General features: G+C 65.3%; 23 protein-coding genes and 1 pseudogene. 9 read left to right on the forward strand and 15 right to left on the reverse strand.

The genetic code is table 11. The features are described 5' to 3' along the window. Window positions 1-109 precede the first annotated feature (109 nt). Both K3U94_RS14305 and K3U94_RS14310 read right to left on the reverse strand, forming a co-directional pair. A complete protein-coding gene (locus K3U94_RS14305; protein ID WP_220694136.1) occupies window positions 110-448 on the reverse strand; it encodes a DUF732 domain-containing protein in 339 nt (112 codons plus the stop codon). A 16-nt stretch (window positions 449-464) separates the two neighbouring features. Continuing rightward, a complete protein-coding gene (locus tag K3U94_RS14310; RefSeq protein ID WP_220694137.1) occupies window positions 465-920 on the reverse strand; it encodes a DUF5078 domain-containing protein in 456 nt (151 codons plus the stop codon). A gap of 571 nt (window positions 921-1491) precedes the next feature. Here K3U94_RS14310 and K3U94_RS14315 point away from each other — a divergent pair. From K3U94_RS14315 to K3U94_RS14325, 3 genes are read left to right on the forward strand one after another with little or no spacing between them, the layout of a single operon-like run. Beyond that, window positions 1492-1923, forward strand: coding sequence for an MmpS family transport accessory protein (locus K3U94_RS14315; RefSeq protein ID WP_220694138.1), 432 nt, complete (start codon window positions 1492-1494; stop codon window positions 1921-1923). After that, window positions 1920-4826, forward strand: coding sequence for an MMPL/RND family transporter (locus tag K3U94_RS14320; protein ID WP_220694139.1), 2907 nt, complete (start codon window positions 1920-1922; stop codon window positions 4824-4826). Before K3U94_RS14315 ends, K3U94_RS14320 begins: the two co-directional genes overlap by 4 nt. Before the next feature lie 26 nt (window positions 4827-4852). After that, window positions 4853-5896 (forward strand): TQO small subunit DoxD, encoded by a 1044-nt coding sequence (locus K3U94_RS14325; RefSeq protein WP_220694140.1) that lies wholly within the window; start codon window positions 4853-4855, stop codon window positions 5894-5896. Between the two features lie 166 nt (window positions 5897-6062). Here the strand turns inward: K3U94_RS14325 and K3U94_RS14330 are convergent, their stop codons facing one another. Both K3U94_RS14330 and K3U94_RS14335 read right to left on the reverse strand, forming a co-directional pair. Continuing rightward, window positions 6063-7241: an NAD(P)/FAD-dependent oxidoreductase gene (locus tag K3U94_RS14330; RefSeq protein ID WP_149773516.1), complete on the reverse strand. Its 1179-nt coding sequence runs from the start codon at window positions 7239-7241 to the stop codon at window positions 6063-6065. Window positions 7242-7475: 234 nt separating this feature from the next. Further along, entirely contained in the window at window positions 7476-8207 is a 732-nt protein-coding gene (locus tag K3U94_RS14335) for a peroxiredoxin (RefSeq protein ID WP_372585098.1), read from the reverse strand. A gap of 347 nt (window positions 8208-8554) precedes the next feature. On the opposite strand from K3U94_RS14335, the gene K3U94_RS14340 reads away from it, so the two are divergent. The 3 genes from K3U94_RS14340 to K3U94_RS14350 all read left to right on the forward strand — a co-directional run bounded on the left by K3U94_RS14340 (window position 8555) and on the right by K3U94_RS14350 (window position 10652). Continuing rightward, window positions 8555-8866 (forward strand): YgaP family membrane protein, encoded by a 312-nt coding sequence (locus K3U94_RS14340; protein ID WP_225401011.1) that lies wholly within the window; start codon window positions 8555-8557, stop codon window positions 8864-8866. Window positions 8867-9009: 143 nt separating this feature from the next. Continuing rightward, complete coding sequence (locus K3U94_RS14345; protein WP_149773517.1) at window positions 9010-10467, forward strand: NAD(P)/FAD-dependent oxidoreductase; 1458 nt, start codon at window positions 9010-9012, stop codon at window positions 10465-10467. Continuing rightward, window positions 10464-10652, forward strand: coding sequence for a hypothetical protein (locus K3U94_RS14350; protein ID WP_220696935.1), 189 nt, complete (start codon window positions 10464-10466; stop codon window positions 10650-10652). Before K3U94_RS14345 ends, K3U94_RS14350 begins: the two co-directional genes overlap by 4 nt. 16 nt (window positions 10653-10668) lie before the next feature. Here K3U94_RS14350 and K3U94_RS14355 read toward each other — a convergent pair. After that, window positions 10669-11167 (reverse strand): annotated as a pseudogene (locus K3U94_RS14355) (IS30 family transposase); the annotation flags it as partial. A 145-nt stretch (window positions 11168-11312) separates the two neighbouring features. Here K3U94_RS14355 and K3U94_RS14360 point away from each other — a divergent pair. Both K3U94_RS14360 and K3U94_RS14365 read left to right on the forward strand, forming a co-directional pair. Beyond that, complete coding sequence (locus tag K3U94_RS14360) at window positions 11313-11600, forward strand: transposase (RefSeq protein WP_225401010.1); 288 nt, start codon at window positions 11313-11315, stop codon at window positions 11598-11600. Next, window positions 11597-11902 (forward strand): ribbon-helix-helix protein, CopG family, encoded by a 306-nt coding sequence (locus tag K3U94_RS14365; RefSeq protein ID WP_149773518.1) that lies wholly within the window; start codon window positions 11597-11599, stop codon window positions 11900-11902. The genes K3U94_RS14360 and K3U94_RS14365 overlap by 4 nt, the downstream gene beginning before the upstream one ends. Before the next feature lie 433 nt (window positions 11903-12335). Here the strand turns inward: K3U94_RS14365 and K3U94_RS14370 are convergent, their stop codons facing one another. Then, window positions 12336-12557 (reverse strand): hypothetical protein, encoded by a 222-nt coding sequence (locus K3U94_RS14370; protein WP_047318521.1) that lies wholly within the window; start codon window positions 12555-12557, stop codon window positions 12336-12338. A gap of 123 nt (window positions 12558-12680) precedes the next feature. Between K3U94_RS14370 and K3U94_RS14375 the strand changes: the two genes are divergently transcribed. After that, a complete protein-coding gene (locus K3U94_RS14375; RefSeq protein ID WP_047318522.1) occupies window positions 12681-12989 on the forward strand; it encodes a CDGP domain-containing protein in 309 nt (102 codons plus the stop codon). A 6-nt stretch (window positions 12990-12995) separates the two neighbouring features. On the opposite strand, the gene K3U94_RS14380 is transcribed toward K3U94_RS14375, so the two are convergent. The 9 genes from K3U94_RS14380 to K3U94_RS14420 form a co-directional block, all read right to left on the reverse strand. Further along, the gene (locus K3U94_RS14380; protein ID WP_230987619.1) at window positions 12996-13397 is read right to left on the reverse strand and encodes a flavodoxin family protein; all 402 of its coding nucleotides are present in this window, start codon (window positions 13395-13397) and stop codon (window positions 12996-12998) included. 50 nt (window positions 13398-13447) lie between these two features. Next, complete coding sequence (locus K3U94_RS14385; protein ID WP_434084926.1) at window positions 13448-13864, reverse strand: tetratricopeptide repeat protein; 417 nt, start codon at window positions 13862-13864, stop codon at window positions 13448-13450. A gap of 50 nt (window positions 13865-13914) precedes the next feature. After that, complete coding sequence (dapB, locus tag K3U94_RS14390) at window positions 13915-14652, reverse strand: 4-hydroxy-tetrahydrodipicolinate reductase (RefSeq protein WP_220694141.1); 738 nt, start codon at window positions 14650-14652, stop codon at window positions 13915-13917. Window positions 14653-14678: 26 nt separating this feature from the next. After that, window positions 14679-15683 carry an alpha/beta hydrolase gene (locus tag K3U94_RS14395; protein WP_220694142.1) on the reverse strand — a complete coding sequence of 335 codons (1005 nt, stop codon included), beginning with the start codon at window positions 15681-15683 and terminating at the stop codon, window positions 14679-14681. A gap of 33 nt (window positions 15684-15716) precedes the next feature. Beyond that, window positions 15717-16802, reverse strand: a complete 1086-nt coding sequence (locus K3U94_RS14400; protein WP_220696807.1) for a PDR/VanB family oxidoreductase — start codon at window positions 16800-16802, stop codon at window positions 15717-15719. A 1-nt stretch (window position 16803) separates the two neighbouring features. Continuing rightward, a complete protein-coding gene (locus tag K3U94_RS14405; protein ID WP_220694143.1) occupies window positions 16804-17754 on the reverse strand; it encodes an alpha/beta fold hydrolase in 951 nt (316 codons plus the stop codon). Window positions 17755-17789: 35 nt separating this feature from the next. After that, window positions 17790-18698: a metal-dependent hydrolase gene (locus K3U94_RS14410; RefSeq protein WP_220694144.1), complete on the reverse strand. Its 909-nt coding sequence runs from the start codon at window positions 18696-18698 to the stop codon at window positions 17790-17792. A 97-nt stretch (window positions 18699-18795) separates the two neighbouring features. Continuing rightward, on the reverse strand, window positions 18796-19269 hold the full coding sequence (locus K3U94_RS14415; protein ID WP_047318527.1) for an SRPBCC family protein: 474 nt from the start codon (window positions 19267-19269) through the stop codon (window positions 18796-18798). A 31-nt stretch (window positions 19270-19300) separates the two neighbouring features. Next, a complete protein-coding gene (locus K3U94_RS14420; protein WP_047318528.1) occupies window positions 19301-20323 on the reverse strand; it encodes a nitronate monooxygenase in 1023 nt (340 codons plus the stop codon). Between the last annotated feature and the right edge of the window lies 1 nt (window position 20324).

Genomic DNA, 20324 nt, shown 5'->3' on the forward strand with positions numbered 1-20324 from the left:
AATTTTCCCGGTCTCGGTTGTTGCTTCTGCCTGCGATCGTCAAACCCGCGTCGACGTTCTGGCCCCCCGGGCACTCGTGACCGCGATGGCGGGCCTACCTCGCCTGCGTTCAGGCCGAGCCCACCGCCACCGGTGCGTCATGCATGAAGTCTGCTCGGTCCGGGCAGTAGAACGCGATCGCGGTCGCGAGGAATTGCCATGACCGACTCCGATCGGTGCCCGTCGGGAGGTTGTCGGCGATAAAAGCCGCGGCGCGGCCGGGGCCGGCGTCTATGCCGTTTCGCTGTCGTTCACAGACGATCTTGCCGAGCCAGGCGTCGTAGTCGTGCGGGCCGTAGATGCCGTAGTTGTGCAATTGTCCGACGAAGTCGCTGTCAGTGTCGGCGTGCGCCGGCGCCGCCAGGGATGCCGCTGTGGCGATGGCCGCGATAAGACTGATGATCTTCATATGCTCGCCGTTCCCCTCAGCCCCAGACGGAGTCGTCATCCGGCGGGTATTGACCGCAGGATTGGGCTGTTTTGGCCACCACACCCTTGTTGTTGAAGAACAGCTTCCCCCAATTGGGCCAACTTGCGGTCAGCGGGTCCGCCAGGTGCGTTGCCCAGTCCTCGGATGTTGCCCTGCGCTGCGCTGGCGCCATGGCGAAGAATCGGTGGATTTCGTCTTGCGCTGCTCGTTGGACTTCCGGTGAGTGGTTGTGCATATCGATTATGTAGCGCTCGTAGTACACCGGCGTGTGGTCGCGAGCCGCAGCTAAGAGCTGCTCAGCGGTACAGGTTGTAGCGATGATCCGACGAGGTATCGGGTAGTCGTCAGTGGAATCCGCCGCCGCTGCGGGCGACAGCCAGGCGCCGACCACGCCGAGCGTCAGCAGTGCAGCAGCACCCACGCCGGCCAAAGATCTCCCCGATTGAGACATATCGCGTGCAGCCTTCCTTGCGCCAAGCCAGATCGCGCCGTGCCGGTCGTCAGCAGCTGGAAACGTCCTTCGCCCAGAAGCTGGCGGACCCTCAATCCAGCACTTCCGCATGAGTTCCGCACCGACGTCCGGCACGCTGCGCCTGAACTGTAATATACCCGTACCGGTAGGGGCTTCCTCTGGCTTCGGACAACTCATTTCACATTCTCTATACCCTATAGGGTATGGTTCGAGCGTGGCGGACGCAAGGGACACAGCTCAAAGGCTGGCATTACCGCGTCCGGAAAATGAAGACGGAGCCAGTATTCGGTGAGGGCCCACAAGGAGGGACAGTGAGATCGAGATGGGGCGCGCCGACGCGTTCGGCGTCGACGCTGGCGGCACTCGCTCAGGCGACACGGCCAGTCCTACGCCCTGGCACATCCGTTGGGGATCGGCCTCCAGTCGTTCCTGGAATGTGTAGAAACATTGCCCCAACCCACACCCTGTCCAACACCCCCGACGTGCGCAATTCATCTGCCATGCAACGGCCCACCGCTGAAACCACGCGAACCTGTGGCGGTGAACGTCGATGCTGACGCTGTTCAAACGCCTGTGGGTTCCACTGGTGGTCGCCGCTGCCGCGGTCGCCGGGACCGTGGCCGTAGTCAATCTACGCGGCGCGTTCGGCGCTGACGAGATCTTCGGCTGGAGTGGCAGGGGATCCGAAATCATCGAGTCGATCAACGAAAAGCACATCACCTACGAGGTCTTCGGCCCTGCGGACACCGCCGGTGGCGTGAGCTTCTTGAACCGGGACACCCGGACCGAGCAGGCTCAGTACACCGGCTTGCCGTGGACTCATGAGATCATCACCACCAGCCCGGCGGTGATCGGCAACCTGGTGGCCCAGGGCGATGGGGATCAGATCGGCTGCCGGATCACGGTCAACGGCGTGATCAAGGATGAGCACATCGTCACCGGCCACCACGCCCAGGTGTTCTGTCTGGTGAAGGCCGCATGAGCGCGCACGACACGACCAGCCGCCCGGCCTACATGCGGCTGGTCCGCACGCTGGCGTGGCCGCTGATCGTCTTCTGGCTGCTGCTCACCGCCGGGCTGAACCTGCTGGTGCCGCCGATCGAGTCCGTGGCCCGCACCCACGCTGTGACCATGTCGCCGCAGGACGCACCGGCGATGATCGCGGCCAAACACATCGGTAAGAAATTCGAGGAGTTCGACTCCGACTCGATGGTGATGCTGGTGCTGGAGGGTGACGAGAAACTCGGCCCCGAAGCGCACCACTACTACGACGGCCTGATCACCCAGCTCGACAAGGACCACACCCACATCCAGCACATCCAGAATCTGTGGGGTGATCCGATCACCGCCGCCGGTGTGCAGAGCACCGACGGCAAGGCCGCTTACGCGCAGATCCACACCGCCGGCGACCAGGGCAGCACGCTGGGCAATGCCTCGGTCGACGCGGTCCGCAAGATCGTCGCCGCCGACCCGCCGCCGCCGGGACTGAAGGTCTATGTCACCGGTCAAGCGGCGCTGACCACCGACATGACCGAGGCCGCCGACCATTCCATGCTCACGATGATGGGGGTGACCGGTCTGGTCATCATCATCATGCTGTCGATCGTCTACCGCTCGGCTGCCACGGTGGCGCTTGCGCTGGTGATGGTGGGCTTCGAGATGGGCACCGCACGCGGCCTGGTAGCGCTACTGGGAAATCTGGGCCTGCTGGGTTTCTCGACGTTCGTGGTCGCGATGCTGTCATCATTGGCGATCGCCGCCGGCACCGACTACGCGATCTTTCTGATCGGTCGCTACCACGAGGCGCGCAACGCCGGTGAAGACCGAGAAACCGCTTGGTATTCGATGTTTCGCGGCACCTGGCATGTGATCCTGGGTTCGGGCCTGACGATTGCCGGGGCCTCGCTGTGCCTGCATTTCGCCCGGTTGTCCTACTTCAAGGCCCTGGGTATCCCGTCGGCGCTGGGGTTGCTGGTGGTGATCGCCGGTGCGCTGACCGTCGCCCCCGCCGTCGTCGCGGTCGCCGCCCCCGCGTTGGACCCCAAGCGGGTGGAGGGCCGCGGCTGGCGTCGGATCGGTACCGCCAACGTCCGTTGGCCCGGACCGGTGTTCGTCGCCGCCCTGCTGGTCACCCTGGCCGGGATGCTGGCGGTGCCGGGGATGAAGATCAGCTTCAACGACCGCTACTACATCCCGAAGGATCTGCCGTCGAATGTTGGCTACGACGCTGCCGAGCGGCATTTCAGCGCGGCGCGGATGAACCCGGACATGCTGATGGTCGAGACCGACCACGACATGCGCAACCCCAGCGACATGATCCTGCTGGACCGGATCGCCAAGAACATGTTCCGCAGCCGCGGCATCGAGCGGGTGCAGAGCATCACCAGACCGCTGGGCAGCCCGATCGACCACACCTCGATCCCGTTCCAGATCAGCATGCAGGCGGTGCCGATCCAGGAGAACCTGCAGTTCATGAACGACCGGATGAGTGACATGCTCAAGATGAGCAATGACCTCGACGGCACCATCACGTCGATGACCCGACTGCGTGATCTGGTCAGCCGGATGGGCGCCACGACCGGTCGGATGTCTGCCGATATGGCTTCGATCGACGAGACCGTCGAGGAGATCCGCGACCACATCGCCGACTTCGACGACGTCATCCGCCCGATCCGCAACTACGTCTACTGGGAGCAGCACTGCTTCAACATCAATGTCTGCTGGGCGGCCCGTTCGGTCTTCGAGGCCTACGACGGCATGGACAAGTTCAGCATGAAGATGCAGCCGCTGCTGCAGGACGTCGAGGACATGGACGCCGTGCTGCCCGAGATCGTCGACCAGTTCGATCCGATGATCGCGATCGCGAAATCGATGCAGGGCAGCCTGCTGTCCATGCACTCCAGCTTCTCGGGTCTGGTCAACCAGATGTCGCGGATGACCGACACTGCCGGGGCGATGGGGCAGGCGTTCGACGCGTCGAAGTCCGACGACTACTTCTACCTCCCGCCGGAGGCGTTCGACAATCCTGACTTCAAGAAGGGGCTGGAACTCTTCCTGTCCCCGGACGGCAAGGCCGCACGGTTCATCGTCACCTACGACGCCGACCCGGCCACCCCGAAGGGCATCGCATTCGTCGAGCCACTGCTGGCCGCCGCCCATGACGCGGTCAAGGGCACGCCGCTGACCGACGCCAAGTTCTACCTGACCGGCACCGCCGCGGTCTACAACGACATCCAGACCGGTTCACGTTATGACATCTTGATCGTCGGCACGGCCGCGGTGACCTTGATCTTCATCGTGATGCTGCTACTCACCCGAGCGCTGGTGGCCGCGGCGGTGATCGTCGGCACCGTGCTGCTGTCACTGAGCGCGGCGTTCGGGCTCAGTGTGCTGGTCTGGCAACACCTCCTCGGGCTGCCGCTGAACTGGATCGCCCCGGTGTTCGGGGTGATCATCCTGCTGGCGGTGGGTTCCGACTACAACCTGCTGTTGGTCCTGCGATTCCAGGAGGAGATCGGGCTGGGGACCCGCACCGGCATCAAGACGGGCATCATCCGCTCGATCGGCGGCACCGGGTCAGTGGTCACCGCGGCTGGGCTGGTCTTCGCCTTCACGATGATGTCGATGGCCGCCAGCGACCTGTATTCGATCGGCCAGGCCGGGTCCACGATCGGGCTCGGGCTGCTGTTCGACACCCTGATTGTGCGATCGTTCCTGACACCAGCGGCGGCAGCGCTGCTCGGACGGTGGTTCTGGTGGCCCCAGCGGGTGCACAACCGACCGGTACGCGACATGGCACCGCCTACCACGCCGATCCCGGTGGCTGTTCTGCCACCACCGACCGGCGACCAAACAGGCACCACACAACATCCGGAAACGCAATAACACCGCGATCAGAGAAAGCGTGACACATGCCCGCCAAGAGTGTTGATGAAGGCTTAGACCGTACCCAGACCCCGTTCGCTACCGCCGCACTGGTCGCTCTGCCCGTGCGCCTGGTCCTCGGCTGGACGTATTTCTCGGCCTTTTGGCGGCGAGTCGTGCTGTCCAACAAACTGAATCCAGATCTACCGGGCTACGTCGGTGAGAAGTTCAATCATTTCCTGCCTCATTCGATCGGGATCGGGCCGATCATGGAGCATCTTCTGACCGCACCGGGCCTGCTTCGCGTCGCCATGATCGCATTCACGATCGTCGAGGGCATCGCTGGCGCCTGTATGATCCTCGGCTTGTTCACCCGGCCCGTGGCGGTAATCGTGTCAGCCCTGGCGTTCGGGATCTTGATCAGTGCCGGATGGTTGGGTACGACCTGCCTGGACGAATGGCAGATCGGGATTCTCGGCGTCGCCGGCGGGCTGTTGTTGTTCCTCAGCGGCGGGGGGCACTACTCTCTGGACGGATTCCTGGCGGCAAGGAATTACGCGTTCACCCGCACCCGAATGTTTTCCTGGCTGACCTCTGGCGATGTGACACTCGACCGTAGAGCCGTATTCGCCGGGTCAATCGCTGTGCTGTCCTTGACGCTCTTCACCAACCAGTATTTTCACGGTGGCTTGTATGGTCCGCTGCACAATAAGTCGATTGCACCGACCATAGAGATATCCGACGCCCGCATCGATACCGACGTGCTGCGGTTCACGATCTATCGCACTGACGGTGTCGACGTGTACGGGTCTTTTCTCATCGGCGTAACAGTCACCGACGACACCACCGGCAAGAAGGTCGTGGATTTAAACGCCGACCAGCTGAGCCGACTGCCGCAACACGCTATCGCCAACCGGTACATAGCCAAGGTCAAGCCCGGCGCGCACAGTCTCATCGTCCCACTTGGCGCCAAGGCAGACCTGACGATGAACACCGACTCCGCTCGCCCGAACACCGATCATCGTTACCGATTGACGCTGACCGACATCAGTGGAGCCGCGTGGAGCCAGGCGATAGCGATCGGCGGTTGACGACGGGTGGCTTGACGACTTCAGAATGCCAGGGCCGGGAGTGTCCATGCTGCGTACCGTTCCGTCCCGTGCTGATACGGCTGTGCCGGCCAAGGCGCGATGACAGTCGCCTTGGCCGGCACAGGAATCCAAGCGGCCCCGCAGAGACTGCGGGCTCACGCCGCGGCTACCCGGCTGTTGCGGCAGGGCGCTCCCACACTGCCCGCCACTGGTGCTCCTCGGCGTGTTTGTCGCTGTTGAGTTCGGCTGACGGTGGGCTCAGATGGATGGCTGGGTACGGAAGGGTGAAGAAGTCTCCAGCACCGCGGGCGGAGGTGCCCGCACCGGTGTCGATGTAGCAGTACCCCTCACCCGAGAGAGCCCCAGCACGGTCGGTCTTGCCGAGGTAGTGCAACACGTTCTCTGCAGCGGTTTTTGCCCCGTTTCGGGCGAAGATCGCTGCCTTCGGCAGGGAGCGGCCCGATGGGATGGTGATCGAGGTGGCGTCACCGACCGCGAAGATACCTGGGTGCTGGGTCTGCATGGTGTTGACGTCAACCGTGATCCAGTCGTCCCCGTCAAGGCTGAGGGACGGTTCGTGCGGGGGGATGAATACCAGCATGTCGAACTCGGCTTGGGTTTCATCGTGAAACTCGATGATTCGGCGGTCACCGTCAACGCGTTCCACGTTCCGCTCCCCGTGGAAGTCGATGCCGGCACCCTTGAGCAGTTCCACCAGCTCAGGCCCTGCGTAGGGGCCTGCTGAGGGCATCGGATGCGTTTCGGGGCTGTAGACAGACATCTGGGTTGCCGCTCGTGCACCGCTGTCACGCAGGAGATCCGCAGCCAGCAGTGCGCCTTCGTACGGGGCGACCGGGCAACGGAAGGGCTGGGATGTGATCAGAAAGACCAGCTTTCCGCCCGTGAAGCCCCGCAGGGCGCGGTGCGCGGCACCGGCCGCTTCGATGCCGTAGTAGTGCACGGCAACGCCTCGGTCCATCGCGTCCGCCAATCCGGGCACCTTGTCCACCGCGTTACGCGCCCCGGTGGCGATCACCAGCGCATCGAACGGAACGTCGGTGCCGTCGTCCATCGTGACGGTGTGCGCCAAATGGTCGATGGTTCGGGCGGTACCAGTGACGGTGCGGACACCCGACAACGCCTCGACGGTGGGCCGGATCGCGACGCTGTCCTGATCACGCCACCCACGCATCACCCAGGGCAACGTGAAGCCCATGAAATGAGAGAAGTCCTGGTCGACGATGGTCATATCCACGTCGTCGAGTGAGGCGCCAGATTCCCTGAGCTCGTTGACGACGCTGAGTCCACCGACACCGGCACCCAGAATGAGTAGTTTCTTGACCATACCGATACCTTCCATCCTCGTTACATTGCGCACGCACACCATTGGGTGTGCGAGTTGAGATCCCTGCGAATGCGACGGCCATGCCGGGACATTCCGCAGTGATGGTCGGGCAAGCACCATCGCCATCGGGGGATCCGCGCCCCGGCGGAACTACCGACCCGATCGCAGTCGGGACAGATCTGGGTGTCGGCTGCGCCTGGGCAGCGTTGCACAACCAGCCCGCACCCCACGCTCCTACGCGTCAGGTTGCCCGGACCGAATGGCCGCCTCGACCTCTTGTACGGCGATCTGCTTGGTGCAGAAGAACCAATCCTGGCAGTCGAGGCCTTCGACGTCGCCGTCCATGCGCTCCTTGGCGGTTCCGCAGGAACCGGCGGTCGGCACGATCACCGGCTCACCCGGGCGCCAATCCGCCGGTGTCGCAACGTCGAAGTGGTCCGCGGCCTGCAGGGCCTTCACCACCCGCAACAGTTCGTCGAAGTTGCGACCGATACTCAGCGGGTAGTAGATGATCGCCCGGATGGTCCCGCGCGGGTCGACGAAGAAGACCGCGCGCACAGCCTTCGTGGTGTCTTCCCCTGGCATGATCATTCCGTACTTGCCGGCGACCTGCATCGAGACGTCGTCGATCAGCGGGAAGGTGACCTCGACGTTGCGCATGTCGCGGAAGGCGATCTTGTCTTTGATCGTCCGCAGCCAGGCGATGTGGCTGTAGAGGCCGTCCACAGACAGGCCCACCAGGTCTGTGTTGTAGGCGGCGAACTCCTCCTGCATCGACGCGAACGTCACGAACTCACTGGTGCACACCGGCGTGAAGTCCGCCGGATGGGAGAACAGGATCACCCACTTGCCGGCGTAGTCGCCGGGGAAGTTGATCTCGCCCTGGGTGGTGACCGCAGTGAAGGTCGGTGCCGGGTCGCCGATGCGGGGCATCTGCACGATCGGCGCGTTCTCTGTCGTGGTCATCCTTGATCCTCCTCAATCGATCCATAGCAACTGCTTGCACCCTAACAGATACCCCACCGGGCATCCATGCAGAGGAGCGGACATGTGAACATCACATGGCAGGCCTGGATCGCATTGCACCCCAACGGAAGTCAACTCTAGGACAATGCCACGCCGGCCCTTCGGGTGATCACCGATCTGGTAAATGTGAGGAAGGTCACATATACCTATAGGGGTATTGACAAGAATGATCTCATATACGCTACCGGGTATATGATCAACGGTGACGCACCTTAGCGGCGATGCGCCGCGAAGTTCGTCAGCGATGCGTCACCGAGCCGTCAACAAACCGGAAAGGTTCCAGCCCAATGCAGGACAACAACAGCCACGACGCACCCCCGACCCGGCGCATGACATTCGGCATCCCGCAACCAGCCGGATGGCCACTGGAACGGGTACTGCACCTCATGGCGGGAATCATCGTGCTGACCAGCCTGACTTTGGGGCAGCTGCTCGACGGGCGCTGGCGGATACTCACCGCGTTCGTCGGTGCCAACCTGCTGCTCGATGCGATGGTCGGCTGGTGTCCGGCAAAACTGCTGCTCCACCGCCTTGGCATAGCCACGACGTTTGAACGAGCACTGCGGTCGTCGCCGAAGTCGACCCCCGCTTGCCGATAGGCGCGATCCGCTCTTGAAGGGCGGAACGTGTGACGATGCGCATCCGCACGAAAAGTCATGACATACATACCCCGATGGGTATAGACTGGGATTCGAGAATGATCCTGCCGACAAGCTGAACCCACTCAAATCAGGAGGATCTCATGGCCCGAGTCGCCATCCTCGGTGCCGGAATTGCCGGACACACCGCCGCAATGCACCTTCGCCGAATGCTCCCCCGTAAACATGAGGTCGTGGTGGTCTCGCCCGAGCCGGACTGGAACTTCATTCCGTCGAACATCTGGGTCGGGGTGGGCCGGATGGAGGCGAAGAAGGTGCTCATCCCGCTGGAGCCGATCTATAAGCGCAAGGGAATCGGCTTCCATCAGGGGTTTGCCACCACCATTCATCCCGCGGGCAGCCCCGAGCAGCCGTCACCGTCGGTGGACTTCACCTACACCGATCCCGTGCGTAGCGGCGAGACCGGCAGCCTCACCTACGACTACCTCATCAACGCCACCGGCCCGAAGTTGAACTTCGCCGCCACGCCCGGACTCGGACCCGACGGGCACTCCTGGTCGGTGTGCACCGCCGCACACGCCGCCGAGACGGCCAAGGCGTTCAACCAAGTCGTCGCCAAACTCAAAACCGGCCAGAAGCAGCGTCTGGTCATCGGCGTCGGGCACGGCACCTCCACGTGCGAGGGGGCGGCCTTCGAGTACACCTTCAACGTCGAGCACATGCTGCGCGCCGCCGGCGTCCGCGACCTCGCCGAGGTCATCTACCTGACCAACGAATACGAACTCGGCGACTTCGGTGTGGACGGAATGAAATTCGTCGACAAGGGCTTCACCCAGTCGAGCCGGCTGTGGACCGAGTCACTGTTCCGGGAACGTGGCGTCAAAGCCATCACTCAGGCGCACGTGAGCGAGGTGATGGACGGCAAGCTGCGCTACGAGCAACTCGACGGTACCGAGCACGACCTCGACTTCGACTTCGCGATGCTGCTGCCGCCGTTCCGGGGTGCCGGCCTGAGCGCCTATGACAAAGACGGTGCCGACATCACCTCCACTCTGTTCGCGCCATCGGGTTTCCTGAAGGTGGATGCCGATTACTCGGGCAAGCCCTACGAGGAGTGGTCTGCCGACGACTGGCCGCGCACCTACGAATCCTGTGCCTACCCGAACATCTTCGCCCCGGGCATCGCCTTCGCCCCACCGCACTCGATCTCGCAACCGCGCAAGAGCCCCAACGGGACGGTCATCACCCCCAGCCCGCCACGCACCGGCATGCCGTCGGGCATCATGGCCAAGACGGTCGCCCAGACCATCCGCGACCGTATCGCCCGCGGCGGCCAAGCCCCGGCCCACCACGCCTCGATGGCGGCCATGGGCGCCGCATGCGTGGCATCGGCCGGCGCCGGGTTTCGCGACGGCTCCGCCGCGGCGATGACGATGTTCCCAGTCGTTCCCGACCCGGTGAAATACCCGCAGACCGGCCGCGATCTGGCAGGCACCTACGGTGAGATCGGGCTGGCCGGCCACTGGATCAAGGCGCTGCTGCACCACCTGTTCATCTACAAGGCCAAGGCCAATCCGTTGTGGTGGCTGATCCCCGAGTGAAAGGCCCTGCCGTGGACGACGACATCTACACCACCGCGAACGCTCAGACCGCAGAACGTATCGCCGACGCCCCGCTGCCCACCGATGCCACGCTGCGGACACGCCAGAACCTGCCCGTCCAGGCGTGGCGCTTCGCCCGCCTCAACCTCAAGATGCTGCGCATCATCTACCGCGGACACGGCTGAGGGAAACCGGACGAGTTCAATCGGTCGATACAACACCGGGTTGTTGAAGCGAGTGTAGTTGCTCGGCAAAGACTTCGGCGGGAGTCTACCAGTTGAGGACCTTGCGTGGCCTGTTGTTGAGCCCGAGGGCGACCGCTTCGAGTTCTTCGGCGGACCAGCGGGATAGGTGGGTTCCCTTCGGGAAATATTGACGCAGAAGACCCTTCGTGTTTTCGTTCGTTGGTCGCTGCCAGGGTGAGTGTGGGTCAGCGAAGAACACCTTCGTCCCGGTGTCGAACGTGAAACTGGGCATGCCCGGACAGTTCTTTACCGCGATCCCAGGTGAGCGTCTGCCGCAGCTGTTCGGGTAGCTGCGTCAGTGATGCGGCCAACGCGGCGTTCATCGCCACGGCGCCGTATCCGCTGAGCACCGGCTCGTTCTTCACCGGCGGCCTCTGGCCCCACCCGTCGAGCCGGGGAAGGTGGACCAGCATCGTGGAGCGGCTTTTGCGTTCTACGATTGTGCCGATCACCGAGGTCGGAGTTCGATGACGAACAGGGGTGTCATTTGCGATACTTAAGGCGAGGCAGTCGTCTTTGCCGGAATCCAACCCCCGAACCACCCATGGCTTGCGCGCACGCTTGCCCACAAATGCCATACATTTGTCACCCACTGAGTGGGTGACCGAGTTGCACTGGCCCAGCGAAGCGGTCACCCATATGTGGGACAAACACCGCACCACCGTCGAGATGGCAACCGAAGCCGTCAGCAATCCCGACGCGGTGGGGTTCATCCCCGACCCCAAGCGCCGCTCGGGCAAAAGCAGCCGGTTCATCGGCTTCTCGCCGACCGCAGACGCAGTCCTCGTCGTCATCGTCGTTGACCACGAGGACCGGCCATACGGCGCGAACTGCTGGCCGGCCAACGCCACCGACCAGAACACATACCGGGAAAGGAACAACCCGTGAACAACGAACTCAGCAACCTACTCAACGAGGCACGCGAGCTGGAAGCCGTCGACAGCTCTGAATACACGACCGCACCGGCCACCCACCCCAACCGCGAAAAGGCCCAAACCCTCACCGTGCGCCTCACCGACGATGAGATGACCCGGCTACGTACCGCTGCAGCAGAGCGCCGCCTACCGGTATCGGCCGTGGTGCGCACAGCCATCGCCCACGAACTGGCGCCACAACCCGACGACGGTACCCGCGAACTCATCACCGCGCTCCATGACCACAACCTCGCCATCGTCAGAACAGCGAAGTGACTGTAGCCCAATGGTTCACGGGCAAGCCCGTCATGCGGGCAATACCTATAGGCGGCCGAGTCGTACACCCGCGCGAAGGGGGTAGATTGCCAACTTGCAACCAACCTGCGCTGCCTGTGCCGAAAACACCACTTACTCAAGACCTTTTGGACCGGCCGCGGGGGCTGGAGCGACCGTCAGCACCCCAACGGCACCATCGAATGGACCAGCCCCACCGGCCACACCTACACCACCCGGCCTGGCAGCACTCTGCTATTCCCTGCCCTGTGCCAAGCCGCCGCCACACCAGCGGTAACACCGTCACCAGCGACATCGACCGCCGACCGCGGCCTGATGATGCCTACGCGCAAGCGCACCCGCATCCAAGACCGCGCCCACCGCATCAACAGCGAACGTGCTCTCAATAAGGCGCCACCCTGACGAGGGCGGGCAGCTAGCTCTTGAAGGGCAGGATCTTGTTGAGCTGGTCGAGTTGCTTGCGCAGGTCGTGGATCAGCGCGGTGCCCCTCGCGGTCTGGGCAACGGCGTAGATGCCGTTCTGTTGCTCTGCCAGCTCCGCGATGTTGTCGTGGGCGACGCGGACAGACTCCAGGGTGCGCGCAAGCAGGTCCGTAGTGGACTCCGTCGTGGACGCAGTGTCGTTTGCATGGCTCACGGCATCGCAGCCTATCGCCTCACGATAGGAACTGTGTGGGAACCGCGGGCATAATCTGCGACAAACATCGGCCGCGTCCGGCATAGTCACTCGACAACACGACGCACTGAGGAGGGGTCGACCGTGAAGCGCTACCTCACCGGAGGCCTGGCCACCGCGCTGGCGGCAGCCGGACTCGCGACCGGGTGGCTGATCGCCTCGGCGCCGGCGGCCCATGCCGGTTGTCAGGACAACCCGCTGCTGTTCTTCTCCACCGCCCAGAAGTGCGACGGCCCGATTCAGCCCGACGGCAGCTGGCAGCGCTGCGTCATCTATTACTACGAGCCGCCGAAATCACCACCGTCGCAACAGGACTGCCATCAGATGGGGCCGGTGGGCCAGCAGTACCCGTTCCACTCGTTCTACATGCCGGAAACCCACATCGACCCGTAGCGGGGCTCAGTCCATCAACTGCGCGGCCACCGTCGCGCCAAGCTCCCAGCACGCTTCCAGGTCGGACTTGTCCGGCTTGCCCGAAACCACCACGTAGTCGGCCGCTTTGACCCATCCCAGCCCCGTCGTGATGGAGTCGACGGCCCGTTCGGCGCCTTCGGTGCCTTCGTTGCCGTGCAGGTAGAGGCCGAACGGCCTGCCGCGGGTCGAGTCCAGGATCGGGTAATAGCAGACGTCGAAGGCGTGCTTGAGCGCCCCGCTGATATAGCCCAGGTTGGCCGGGCTGCCCAGCAGGTAGCCGTCGGCGGCCAGCATGTCGCTGGGCGACACCTCGAGCGCGGCGCGGCGCACCACGTCGACGCCCTCGATCTGCGGGTCCGTCGCCCCGGACAGCACCGCCTCGAACATCGCCTGACAGAACGGCGAAGGCGTGTGATGCACCACCAGCAACGTCTTGCTCACTGCCGCCCCTGCAACTGGACCGCGGTCTTCATCGCCTCCCGCGCGCGACGACGGTCCCCGGCGAACTCGTAGGCCCGGGCCAGCCGGTACCAGCGCCGCCAGTTGTCCGGGTCGGCATCGAGCTCGGCACGAACGGTGTGGAACAGGGCATCGGCGGCGTCGCGTTCGATGCGTCCGGACGGACGCCGCGGCAAGGCGCCGGCGTCGAGTTCCATTCCTTCCTCGGCGATCAGCCGCGACAGCCGCTGGTGGGCGAACCCGTCCCGCAGGGTGGCGATCATCGCCCACAGCCCGAGGAACGGCATGATCAGCAGCGCCAGCCCCATCCCGATCGCCGGCACCGAACCGGAGGCGATCAGCAGCACCGCGATCCGGCCCAGAAACACCAGATACATCAGCAGCGCCAGGCACATGAAGGCGATGAGCACCTTCACCCGGGCGGCCGGCGACACCTTGATCACGACTACTTCAGGTCGAGGAGGGACTCGACGCCGATCGTGAGCCCGGGGAATTCGGCGACCCGGCGCACCGCCAGCAGCACCCCGGGAACGAATGAGGTCCGGTCAATGCTGTCGTGCCGGATGGTCAGCGTCTCCCCCATGGTGCCGAACAGCACTTCCTGGTGGGCGACCAGCCCGGCCAGCCGAACCGAGTGCACCGGCACGCCGTCCACGTCTGCGCCGCGCGCTCCGGGCAGGCCGGTGCTGGTGGCGTCGGGGTTGGGCGGAAGCCCTTTCCGGGCTTCGGCGATCAGCGCGGCGGTGCGAGCGGCCGTACCCGACGGCGCATCGGCCTTCTGCGGGTGGTGCAGCTCGATGACCTCCACCGATTCGAAGTACTTTGCGGCCTGGGTCGCGAAATGCATCGACAGCACCGCGCCAATCGCGAAGTTGGGTGCGATCAGCACCGCCGAACCGGGCTTGGCCTCGATCCAGGAACGCACCTGGGCCAGCCGCTCGTCGGTGAACCCGGTGGTGCCCACCACCGCGTGGATCCCGTTGTCGATCAAGAACTTCAGGTTGTCCATCACGACGGCGGGGTGGGTGAAGTCGATCACCACCTCGGTGCCGCTGTCGGTCAACAGGCTCAGTTCATCGCCGGCGTCGACCTCGGCGGACAGGGTGAGATCTTGCGCGGCGTGCACCGCCGCAACCATCGTGGCACCGACTTTGCCCTTGGCGCCCAGTACTGCTACTCGCATAGCTGCCACCCTAGTGGCAGCGGGCTTCAGGAAACCTCTCGGCGGGTCTCGCCGGACTCACCGGGGTCAGCAAGGCGTTCGGCGACGAAACGGACGATCAGGTCAAACGCCGCCCGACTCTCGGGCAGGAAGGGGAACAGCGCCGGGAACGCGTGCACCTGATGAGCCCACAGCTCAAGCCGGCTGGACCGGCCGTGATCCAACAGCGCGGCGTGCAGCCGTTCGTTATCGCAGCGCAGGATCTCCGACTCGGCGGCGATCAGCAGCGCCGGCGGCATGGTTTCCAGCCGGCCGTTGATCGGCGACAGGTCGTGACGCATCGGCAGCGACGGGCACACATGCTCGACGAGGTCCGGCAGCGCGTCCGCGATGCCGAATGCGTCGGTGCCCATGTTCGGGTGAGTACTGCGGGCCGTTCCGTCGAGCTCCAGCAGCGCTGAGATCCCAATGACGCCGGCCGGTGCCGGCAACCCCTCCTGCTGGGACCGAAGCGCGGTGGCAAACGTGAGAAAGCCTCCTGCGGAGTCTCCGGCGATCACCGTTTTGGCCGGGTCTGCCCCCTGTTCCAGCAGCCAGCGGTAGGCGCCGACGCAGTCCTCCACCGAGCCGTCCACGCTCACGTCGGGGAATTGCCGATAGTCGACGTGCACTACCGGCAGCCCGGTGCGCCGGGCGAGGGCCGCCACGACATGCAGGTGGGTGTCGAAACCGCCGGTGAAGAACCCACCGCCGTGAAAGTACAAGACGGCGCCGTCGCCCAGCGGGGCGACGCAGTCTGCTCTGCGAACGGTCTCGACCGGAACCCCTGCGGCGAGTTCGCGGGTGAAACGGATCCTGAAGTACGGGCGCAGCCGTTGCAGGCGGGCGACGGTGTTGGTACGCCGGCCCAACTGCGCCAACATTCCGGGCATGGCCTCGGGGCCCCCGCGGCGGCTGACCCACCGCACCAACCGCGGCATCACCGCCGCGAAGACGGCGTAGATGATCCTGGCCCGCAAACTCGCGCGATGGACCTCAGCAACACCAGACATCCGGGCATCCTATCGCCACCGATACGGCTCGACTCACGCGTCGATGACGATCCGCCCCCCATTGGCCCGCGAGACGCAGACCAGCATCTCGTCGTCGCCCTCTGCGGTGCGTCCACGCCGGTCGACTTGTCCCGCACTGCCGGCCATGACCTTGACCTTGCAGGTGCCGCAAAATCCCTGCCGGCACGAGCACGCGGTCGTCGGATCGGCGTCGAGCATCACGTCCAGCGCCGAGCGGTCCGCGGGAATCTTCAGTACGCGGCCCGACCGGGCCAGCTCCAACTCGAAGGGCACCCCGTCGACCACCGGTGGCGGACTGAATCGTTCATAGTGCAGCGGAGCGTCGGCGTGTTCGTCGCGGGTGACGCGCACCGCCTCGAGCATCGCGGTCGGCCCGCACACGTACACCGCGGTGTGCGGTCCGGCTCCGGCCAACAGTTCGTCGGTGCCGGCGAAACGGCCGTGCTCGTCGTCGGCCCACACCGTGACCCGCCCGGGATCCACAGCCAGCACCTCGTCCAGCAACGGCATGTCGGCTCGGCTGCGGCCGGCATACACCGCGCGCCAATCGATTCCGCGCTGGGCAGCCTCGCGCAGCATCGGCAGCATCGGGGTCACGCCGATTCCGCCGATGACGAACAGCACGTCGCTCTCACCGGTGCCCAGATAGAACGCGTTGCGCGGCCCCTCGAACAGCAACGTGTCGCCCTCGGCGTAGGACTCGTGCATCTCGACCGAGCCGCCGCCGCCGTCATCGAGCCGGCGCACCGCGATGCGGTACTCGGTGCGACGTCCCGGCACGCCGCACAGCGAGTACTGCCGGCGGCGGCCCGACGGCAGCTGCACATCGATGTGACCGCCCGGCGTCCAGGACGGCAACAGTCCGCCGTCGGGGTCTGCCAGGGTGAGGGCCACCACGTCGCTGGTCACCATCTCCCGCTTGGTGACGACGGCCGCGATCGTCCGGGACACCGGGGCTACTCGGGACGGCTTCCACCGCGAAAGTGCGGCCATGCCACCGAATACCGTGACCGCTGCCCAGAGCGCGTTGAACAACCGGTCATGCTTTCGCCGGCCGTACAGGTCGGCGGGACGCGAATCCCAGATCTGCGGCGCCATGTCAGGCGTGTCGAAGGTCATCGCCGGACGCGCCGGCACCGCCGGCCACGCTCTGTTGCACCCACTCGTCGGTGAGCCGGGCGATGACCTCGGGGCGATCGATGACCACCCAGTGGCCGCCGTCGATGTCGAGCACCCGATGGTTGGCCGGGATCGATCCGGTGTACCGCTGCAGGGCCGGGCTGACGAACAGATCCAAGCGGGGCGCGAGCACCTGCACCGCGACATCGGTGGCGGGCAGCGGCCGCGACGGCTTCAGAAAAGGCCTCGGCATGTTCGCGCGGTACAGGTTGAGCCCGTTGACGTAGTCGTTCTCGCCTCGGGGCATGGCCGGCTGCGGCTTGCCAGAGCGACCGATACGGTCAAGCCAGCCAAGGACTCTGACGCCCAGACCGGACCGGAAGGCCGCCTCGGGAACCCGCGGGGTCAAGAACAACCAGATGTAGCTCGACTCCAGCAGCTGCCTGACGACGTCGGCGAGCGTGCGAAGGTTGCGCGCCGAGCGCAGGAACCGGCCGGCGTAATCCAGGTGTGGACCCGAAATCGAGGTGTAGGAGCCGACTTTGGCCGCCACGGCCGGGTCGGTGATGGCGGCCCAACCCTGGATCGAACCCCAGTCGTGGCCCAGGAGGTGAACCTGGTTCACACCCAGTCGGCCCAAGTGTTCGATCACCGCGGCGACATCGGCGATCAGGTGCGGGAATCGGTAACCCGACCGATCCGCCGGCGCCGAGGACGTCCCCGCACCGCGTACGTCGTAGGCGACGACGTTGTAGCGGCCCGGGTGCTGCTCGATGAGCTCACGAGCCACCCCGTCCCACACGTGGTGGTTGTCCGGGTAGCCGTGGATCGCCAGGATGGTCGTCCGCTTCGGGTCCAGATCCGTGTAGGCGTGCACCGCCAGGGTCACACCGTCGGCTGACGTCACAGTGGTAGTGGTGGGGGTGGTCATCGACTGCACTCCTCGTTGTTCGCCTGCGGTACCGGTCAGTGCGTGGCGCGGGCAGCGGGCGAAATGGCCAGGTAGTTGACCGCCTTCTCCACCCCGCCCAGTTGCGACGGGTGAAAACCCGGACGGTAGTAGGAGGCGATCGCGGGCAGGAACTCGAACGGCGAGGGCACCAGCCCGCGGCGCGCAGCGATGAACCAGTCCCGCCAGCGCGGCTTGGTTCCGGCCGGCAGTTGCGGGTCCACCTTGTACATGAACCGCAGGCCGCGCACCCACAACAGCAGCATCAGGGGGGTGACGGCCAACTGCGTACGGACCTGCCGGAAGAAGCCGGCCTTCAGGTGCTTCATCACGTCGAACGCGACAGCCTTGTGCTCGACCTCTTCGGCGCCGTGCCAGCGCAACATGTCCAGCATCACCGGATGGGTGCCGATCTCGTCCAGCGCGGGGCTCTCCAGGACCCACTCGCCGAGAATCGCCGTGTAGTGCTCCACCGCGGACACCAGGGCCACCCGTTCCAGCAGCCAGCGCTGCTGACGGCGCTCACTCCAGGTCGGCCGGTCACCGAGCAACTTGTCGAACAGCCACTTGATCTGGCCGGTGAACGGCGACATGTCGACACCGCGGGCGGCCAGGTGGTCGACGACTGCGCTGTGCGCCTGGGAGTGAGTGGCCTCCTGCCCGATGAACCCCTGGACGTCGAGCCGCAGCTGGTCGTCCTTGATCAGCGGTAGCGCCTGCTTGAACACCTCGACGAAGAACTCCTCGCCGGCGGGCAGCAGCAGGTGCAGCACGTTGCAGAAGTGGGTGACGAAGGGCTCGCCGGGCACGTAGTGCACGGGCAGGTCCGACCAGTCGAATCCGACGTCGCGGGCCTGCAGGACGATGCGTTCGTGGTCTAGCGATCCGTCGTGCGGACCCGCAGCGCTGTCGTCGACCTTGAGCATGCCCAACCCCTCGTCAGATTTACAAACCAGTCTGATTTGTACAACGGTACCACCGGTACCGCATTCACGAAATGGCCGTCGTTGTCACGGACAGGCGTCAGCGCCCTGACTCTGCCTTCTGCTTGAGCCGGTCCAGGGTGAGCCGGATGTGGTCGGCGTTGGCGGCGCTCCGATCGGCGACGCCGCTGACCAGCCGGCTGATCCCGAGGGCCCAGCGGGGCCGGTGGTCCCACGTGCTCTCGGTGACCTGGCAACCTCCATCGACGGGGGTGATCTCGTAGGCCCAGCGGGCCACCGGGATGACCGACGAGCGCACGTCGAAGGAGAACAGGCGACCGGGTTCGGCGTCAACGACGGTGCAGACGGTGTTCCAGCTGTGCGAACCGTTGCGGTTGGCGCCGCTGAACTTCGCCCCGGGACGCACTGAATCGCCTTTGCGCCACCGCATGGCGACGGTCTCCTCGGCGCAGTCTGCCAAGGCGGACAGGTCGGTGATCAGCGCATAGACCACCTCGGGGGCGGCGTCGATGTGCACGGTGCCGGTTGCTGACGGGCCGGATGTATCAGTCATGCGGCGATCATAACGACGCGGTACCGCCGGTTCAGGGTGTCAGAGCGGCGATGATCTCGGCGGCGGGAGCCGAGCGGGCGGTCCGGTAGGCGGTCCCGGCCCACAGGCTGGTCCCGTGCGGGTCGTCCAGGGCCACCGCCGCCGCCCGGATCGGGGTGGTCATGTGGTTGATCTCGGGGTATCCCACCGGAGCCACATCCTCGAAGGCCCGGGTGAAGTCGTTCTCCAGGCCGCGTGCGTAGCGGCCGGAGAACGCACACGTCACCGTGGTGTTGGTGAATTCCGGGTTGGTCAGGGCCGCACGGTGCGTCGGGTTGGTCCCGGCTTCGTGCGCCAGCAGCAGCGCGGTGCCGACCTGGGCTGCGACCACACCGTCGTGCAGCACCCCGGCCACGTCGGCCGCGGTGCCGAGCCCGCCCGCCGCCACCAACGGGACATGGCCGTGGGCGTGGGTGATCTCCGCCAGCACATGCTCCAGGGAGTCGGTGCCCGGGTGCACGTCCGGTGCGAAGGTGCCCCGGTGTCCGCCCGCCTTGGGGCCCTGCACCACCAGTGCGTCGGCACCGTGTCCCAGGGCGACACCGGCCTCGTAGGCCGAGGTCACCGTGACCATCGTCAGGATGCGCAACGCCCGCAGCGCCTCCAAGTCATCGGGCGACGGCGTCCCGAACGTGAACGACACCACCGTGGGCCGCAGGTCGGCGATCACCTCGAGCTTCTCCGGCCAGCAGTCGTCGTCACCGAAGCGCGGCCGGCCCAGCTCCACGCCGTAATGTTCGGCCAGCGGATCCAGGAGGTCGGCGTACTCGTCGAGCAGCACCACATCGGCGCCACTGGGTTGGGGCACAAACAGATTCACCCCGAGCGGGCCGCTGGTGGCCGCGCGCGCGGCGGTGATCTCGTCGGCCAGCTGTTGAGCGGTGCGATAGCCGCCGGCGACAAACCCCAGGCCGCCCGCCTCCGACACCGCGGCCGCCAGCGCCGGTGTGCTGGGACCGCCTGCCATCGGCGCGCCGATCAATGGGACAGTGAGCTCAGAGAAGCTGAACGCCATT

The sequence above is a fragment of the Mycolicibacter heraklionensis genome (assembly GCF_019645815.1).
Lineage (GTDB): Bacteria > Actinomycetota > Actinomycetes > Mycobacteriales > Mycobacteriaceae > Mycobacterium > Mycobacterium heraklionense.

What these genes read in the sequence shown, in the direction of transcription:
- K3U94_RS14305 (WP_220694136.1), bottom strand. Translation starts at nt 448, where the DNA reads ATGAAGATCATCAGTCTTATCGCGGCCATCGCCACAGCGGCATCCCTG.
- K3U94_RS14310 (WP_220694137.1), bottom strand. Translation starts at nt 920, where the DNA reads ATGTCTCAATCGGGGAGATCTTTGGCCGGCGTGGGTGCTGCTGCACTG.
- K3U94_RS14315 (WP_220694138.1), top strand. Translation starts at nt 1,492, where the DNA reads ATGCTGACGCTGTTCAAACGCCTGTGGGTTCCACTGGTGGTCGCCGCT.
- K3U94_RS14320 (WP_220694139.1), top strand. Translation starts at nt 1,920, where the DNA reads ATGAGCGCGCACGACACGACCAGCCGCCCGGCCTACATGCGGCTGGTC.
- K3U94_RS14325 (WP_220694140.1), top strand. Translation starts at nt 4,853, where the DNA reads ATGCCCGCCAAGAGTGTTGATGAAGGCTTAGACCGTACCCAGACCCCG.
- K3U94_RS14330 (WP_149773516.1), bottom strand. Translation starts at nt 7,241, where the DNA reads ATGGTCAAGAAACTACTCATTCTGGGTGCCGGTGTCGGTGGACTCAGC.
- K3U94_RS14335 (WP_372585098.1), bottom strand. Translation starts at nt 8,207, where the DNA reads ATGACCACGACAGAGAACGCGCCGATCGTGCAGATGCCCCGCATCGGC.
- K3U94_RS14340 (WP_225401011.1), top strand. Translation starts at nt 8,555, where the DNA reads ATGCAGGACAACAACAGCCACGACGCACCCCCGACCCGGCGCATGACA.
- K3U94_RS14345 (WP_149773517.1), top strand. Translation starts at nt 9,010, where the DNA reads ATGGCCCGAGTCGCCATCCTCGGTGCCGGAATTGCCGGACACACCGCC.
- K3U94_RS14380 (WP_230987619.1), bottom strand. Translation starts at nt 13,397, where the DNA reads ATGTTCGAGGCGGTGCTGTCCGGGGCGACGGACCCGCAGATCGAGGGC.
- K3U94_RS14385 (WP_434084926.1), bottom strand. Translation starts at nt 13,864, where the DNA reads ATGTGCCTGGCGCTGCTGATGTATCTGGTGTTTCTGGGCCGGATCGCG.
- dapB (WP_220694141.1), bottom strand. Translation starts at nt 14,652, where the DNA reads ATGCGAGTAGCAGTACTGGGCGCCAAGGGCAAAGTCGGTGCCACGATG.
- K3U94_RS14395 (WP_220694142.1), bottom strand. Translation starts at nt 15,683, where the DNA reads ATGTCTGGTGTTGCTGAGGTCCATCGCGCGAGTTTGCGGGCCAGGATC.
- K3U94_RS14400 (WP_220696807.1), bottom strand. Translation starts at nt 16,802, where the DNA reads ATGGCGCCGCAGATCTGGGATTCGCGTCCCGCCGACCTGTACGGCCGG.
- K3U94_RS14405 (WP_220694143.1), bottom strand. Translation starts at nt 17,754, where the DNA reads ATGACCACCCCCACCACTACCACTGTGACGTCAGCCGACGGTGTGACC.
- K3U94_RS14410 (WP_220694144.1), bottom strand. Translation starts at nt 18,698, where the DNA reads ATGCTCAAGGTCGACGACAGCGCTGCGGGTCCGCACGACGGATCGCTA.
- K3U94_RS14415 (WP_047318527.1), bottom strand. Translation starts at nt 19,269, where the DNA reads ATGACTGATACATCCGGCCCGTCAGCAACCGGCACCGTGCACATCGAC.
- K3U94_RS14420 (WP_047318528.1), bottom strand. Translation starts at nt 20,323, where the DNA reads ATGGCGTTCAGCTTCTCTGAGCTCACTGTCCCATTGATCGGCGCGCCG.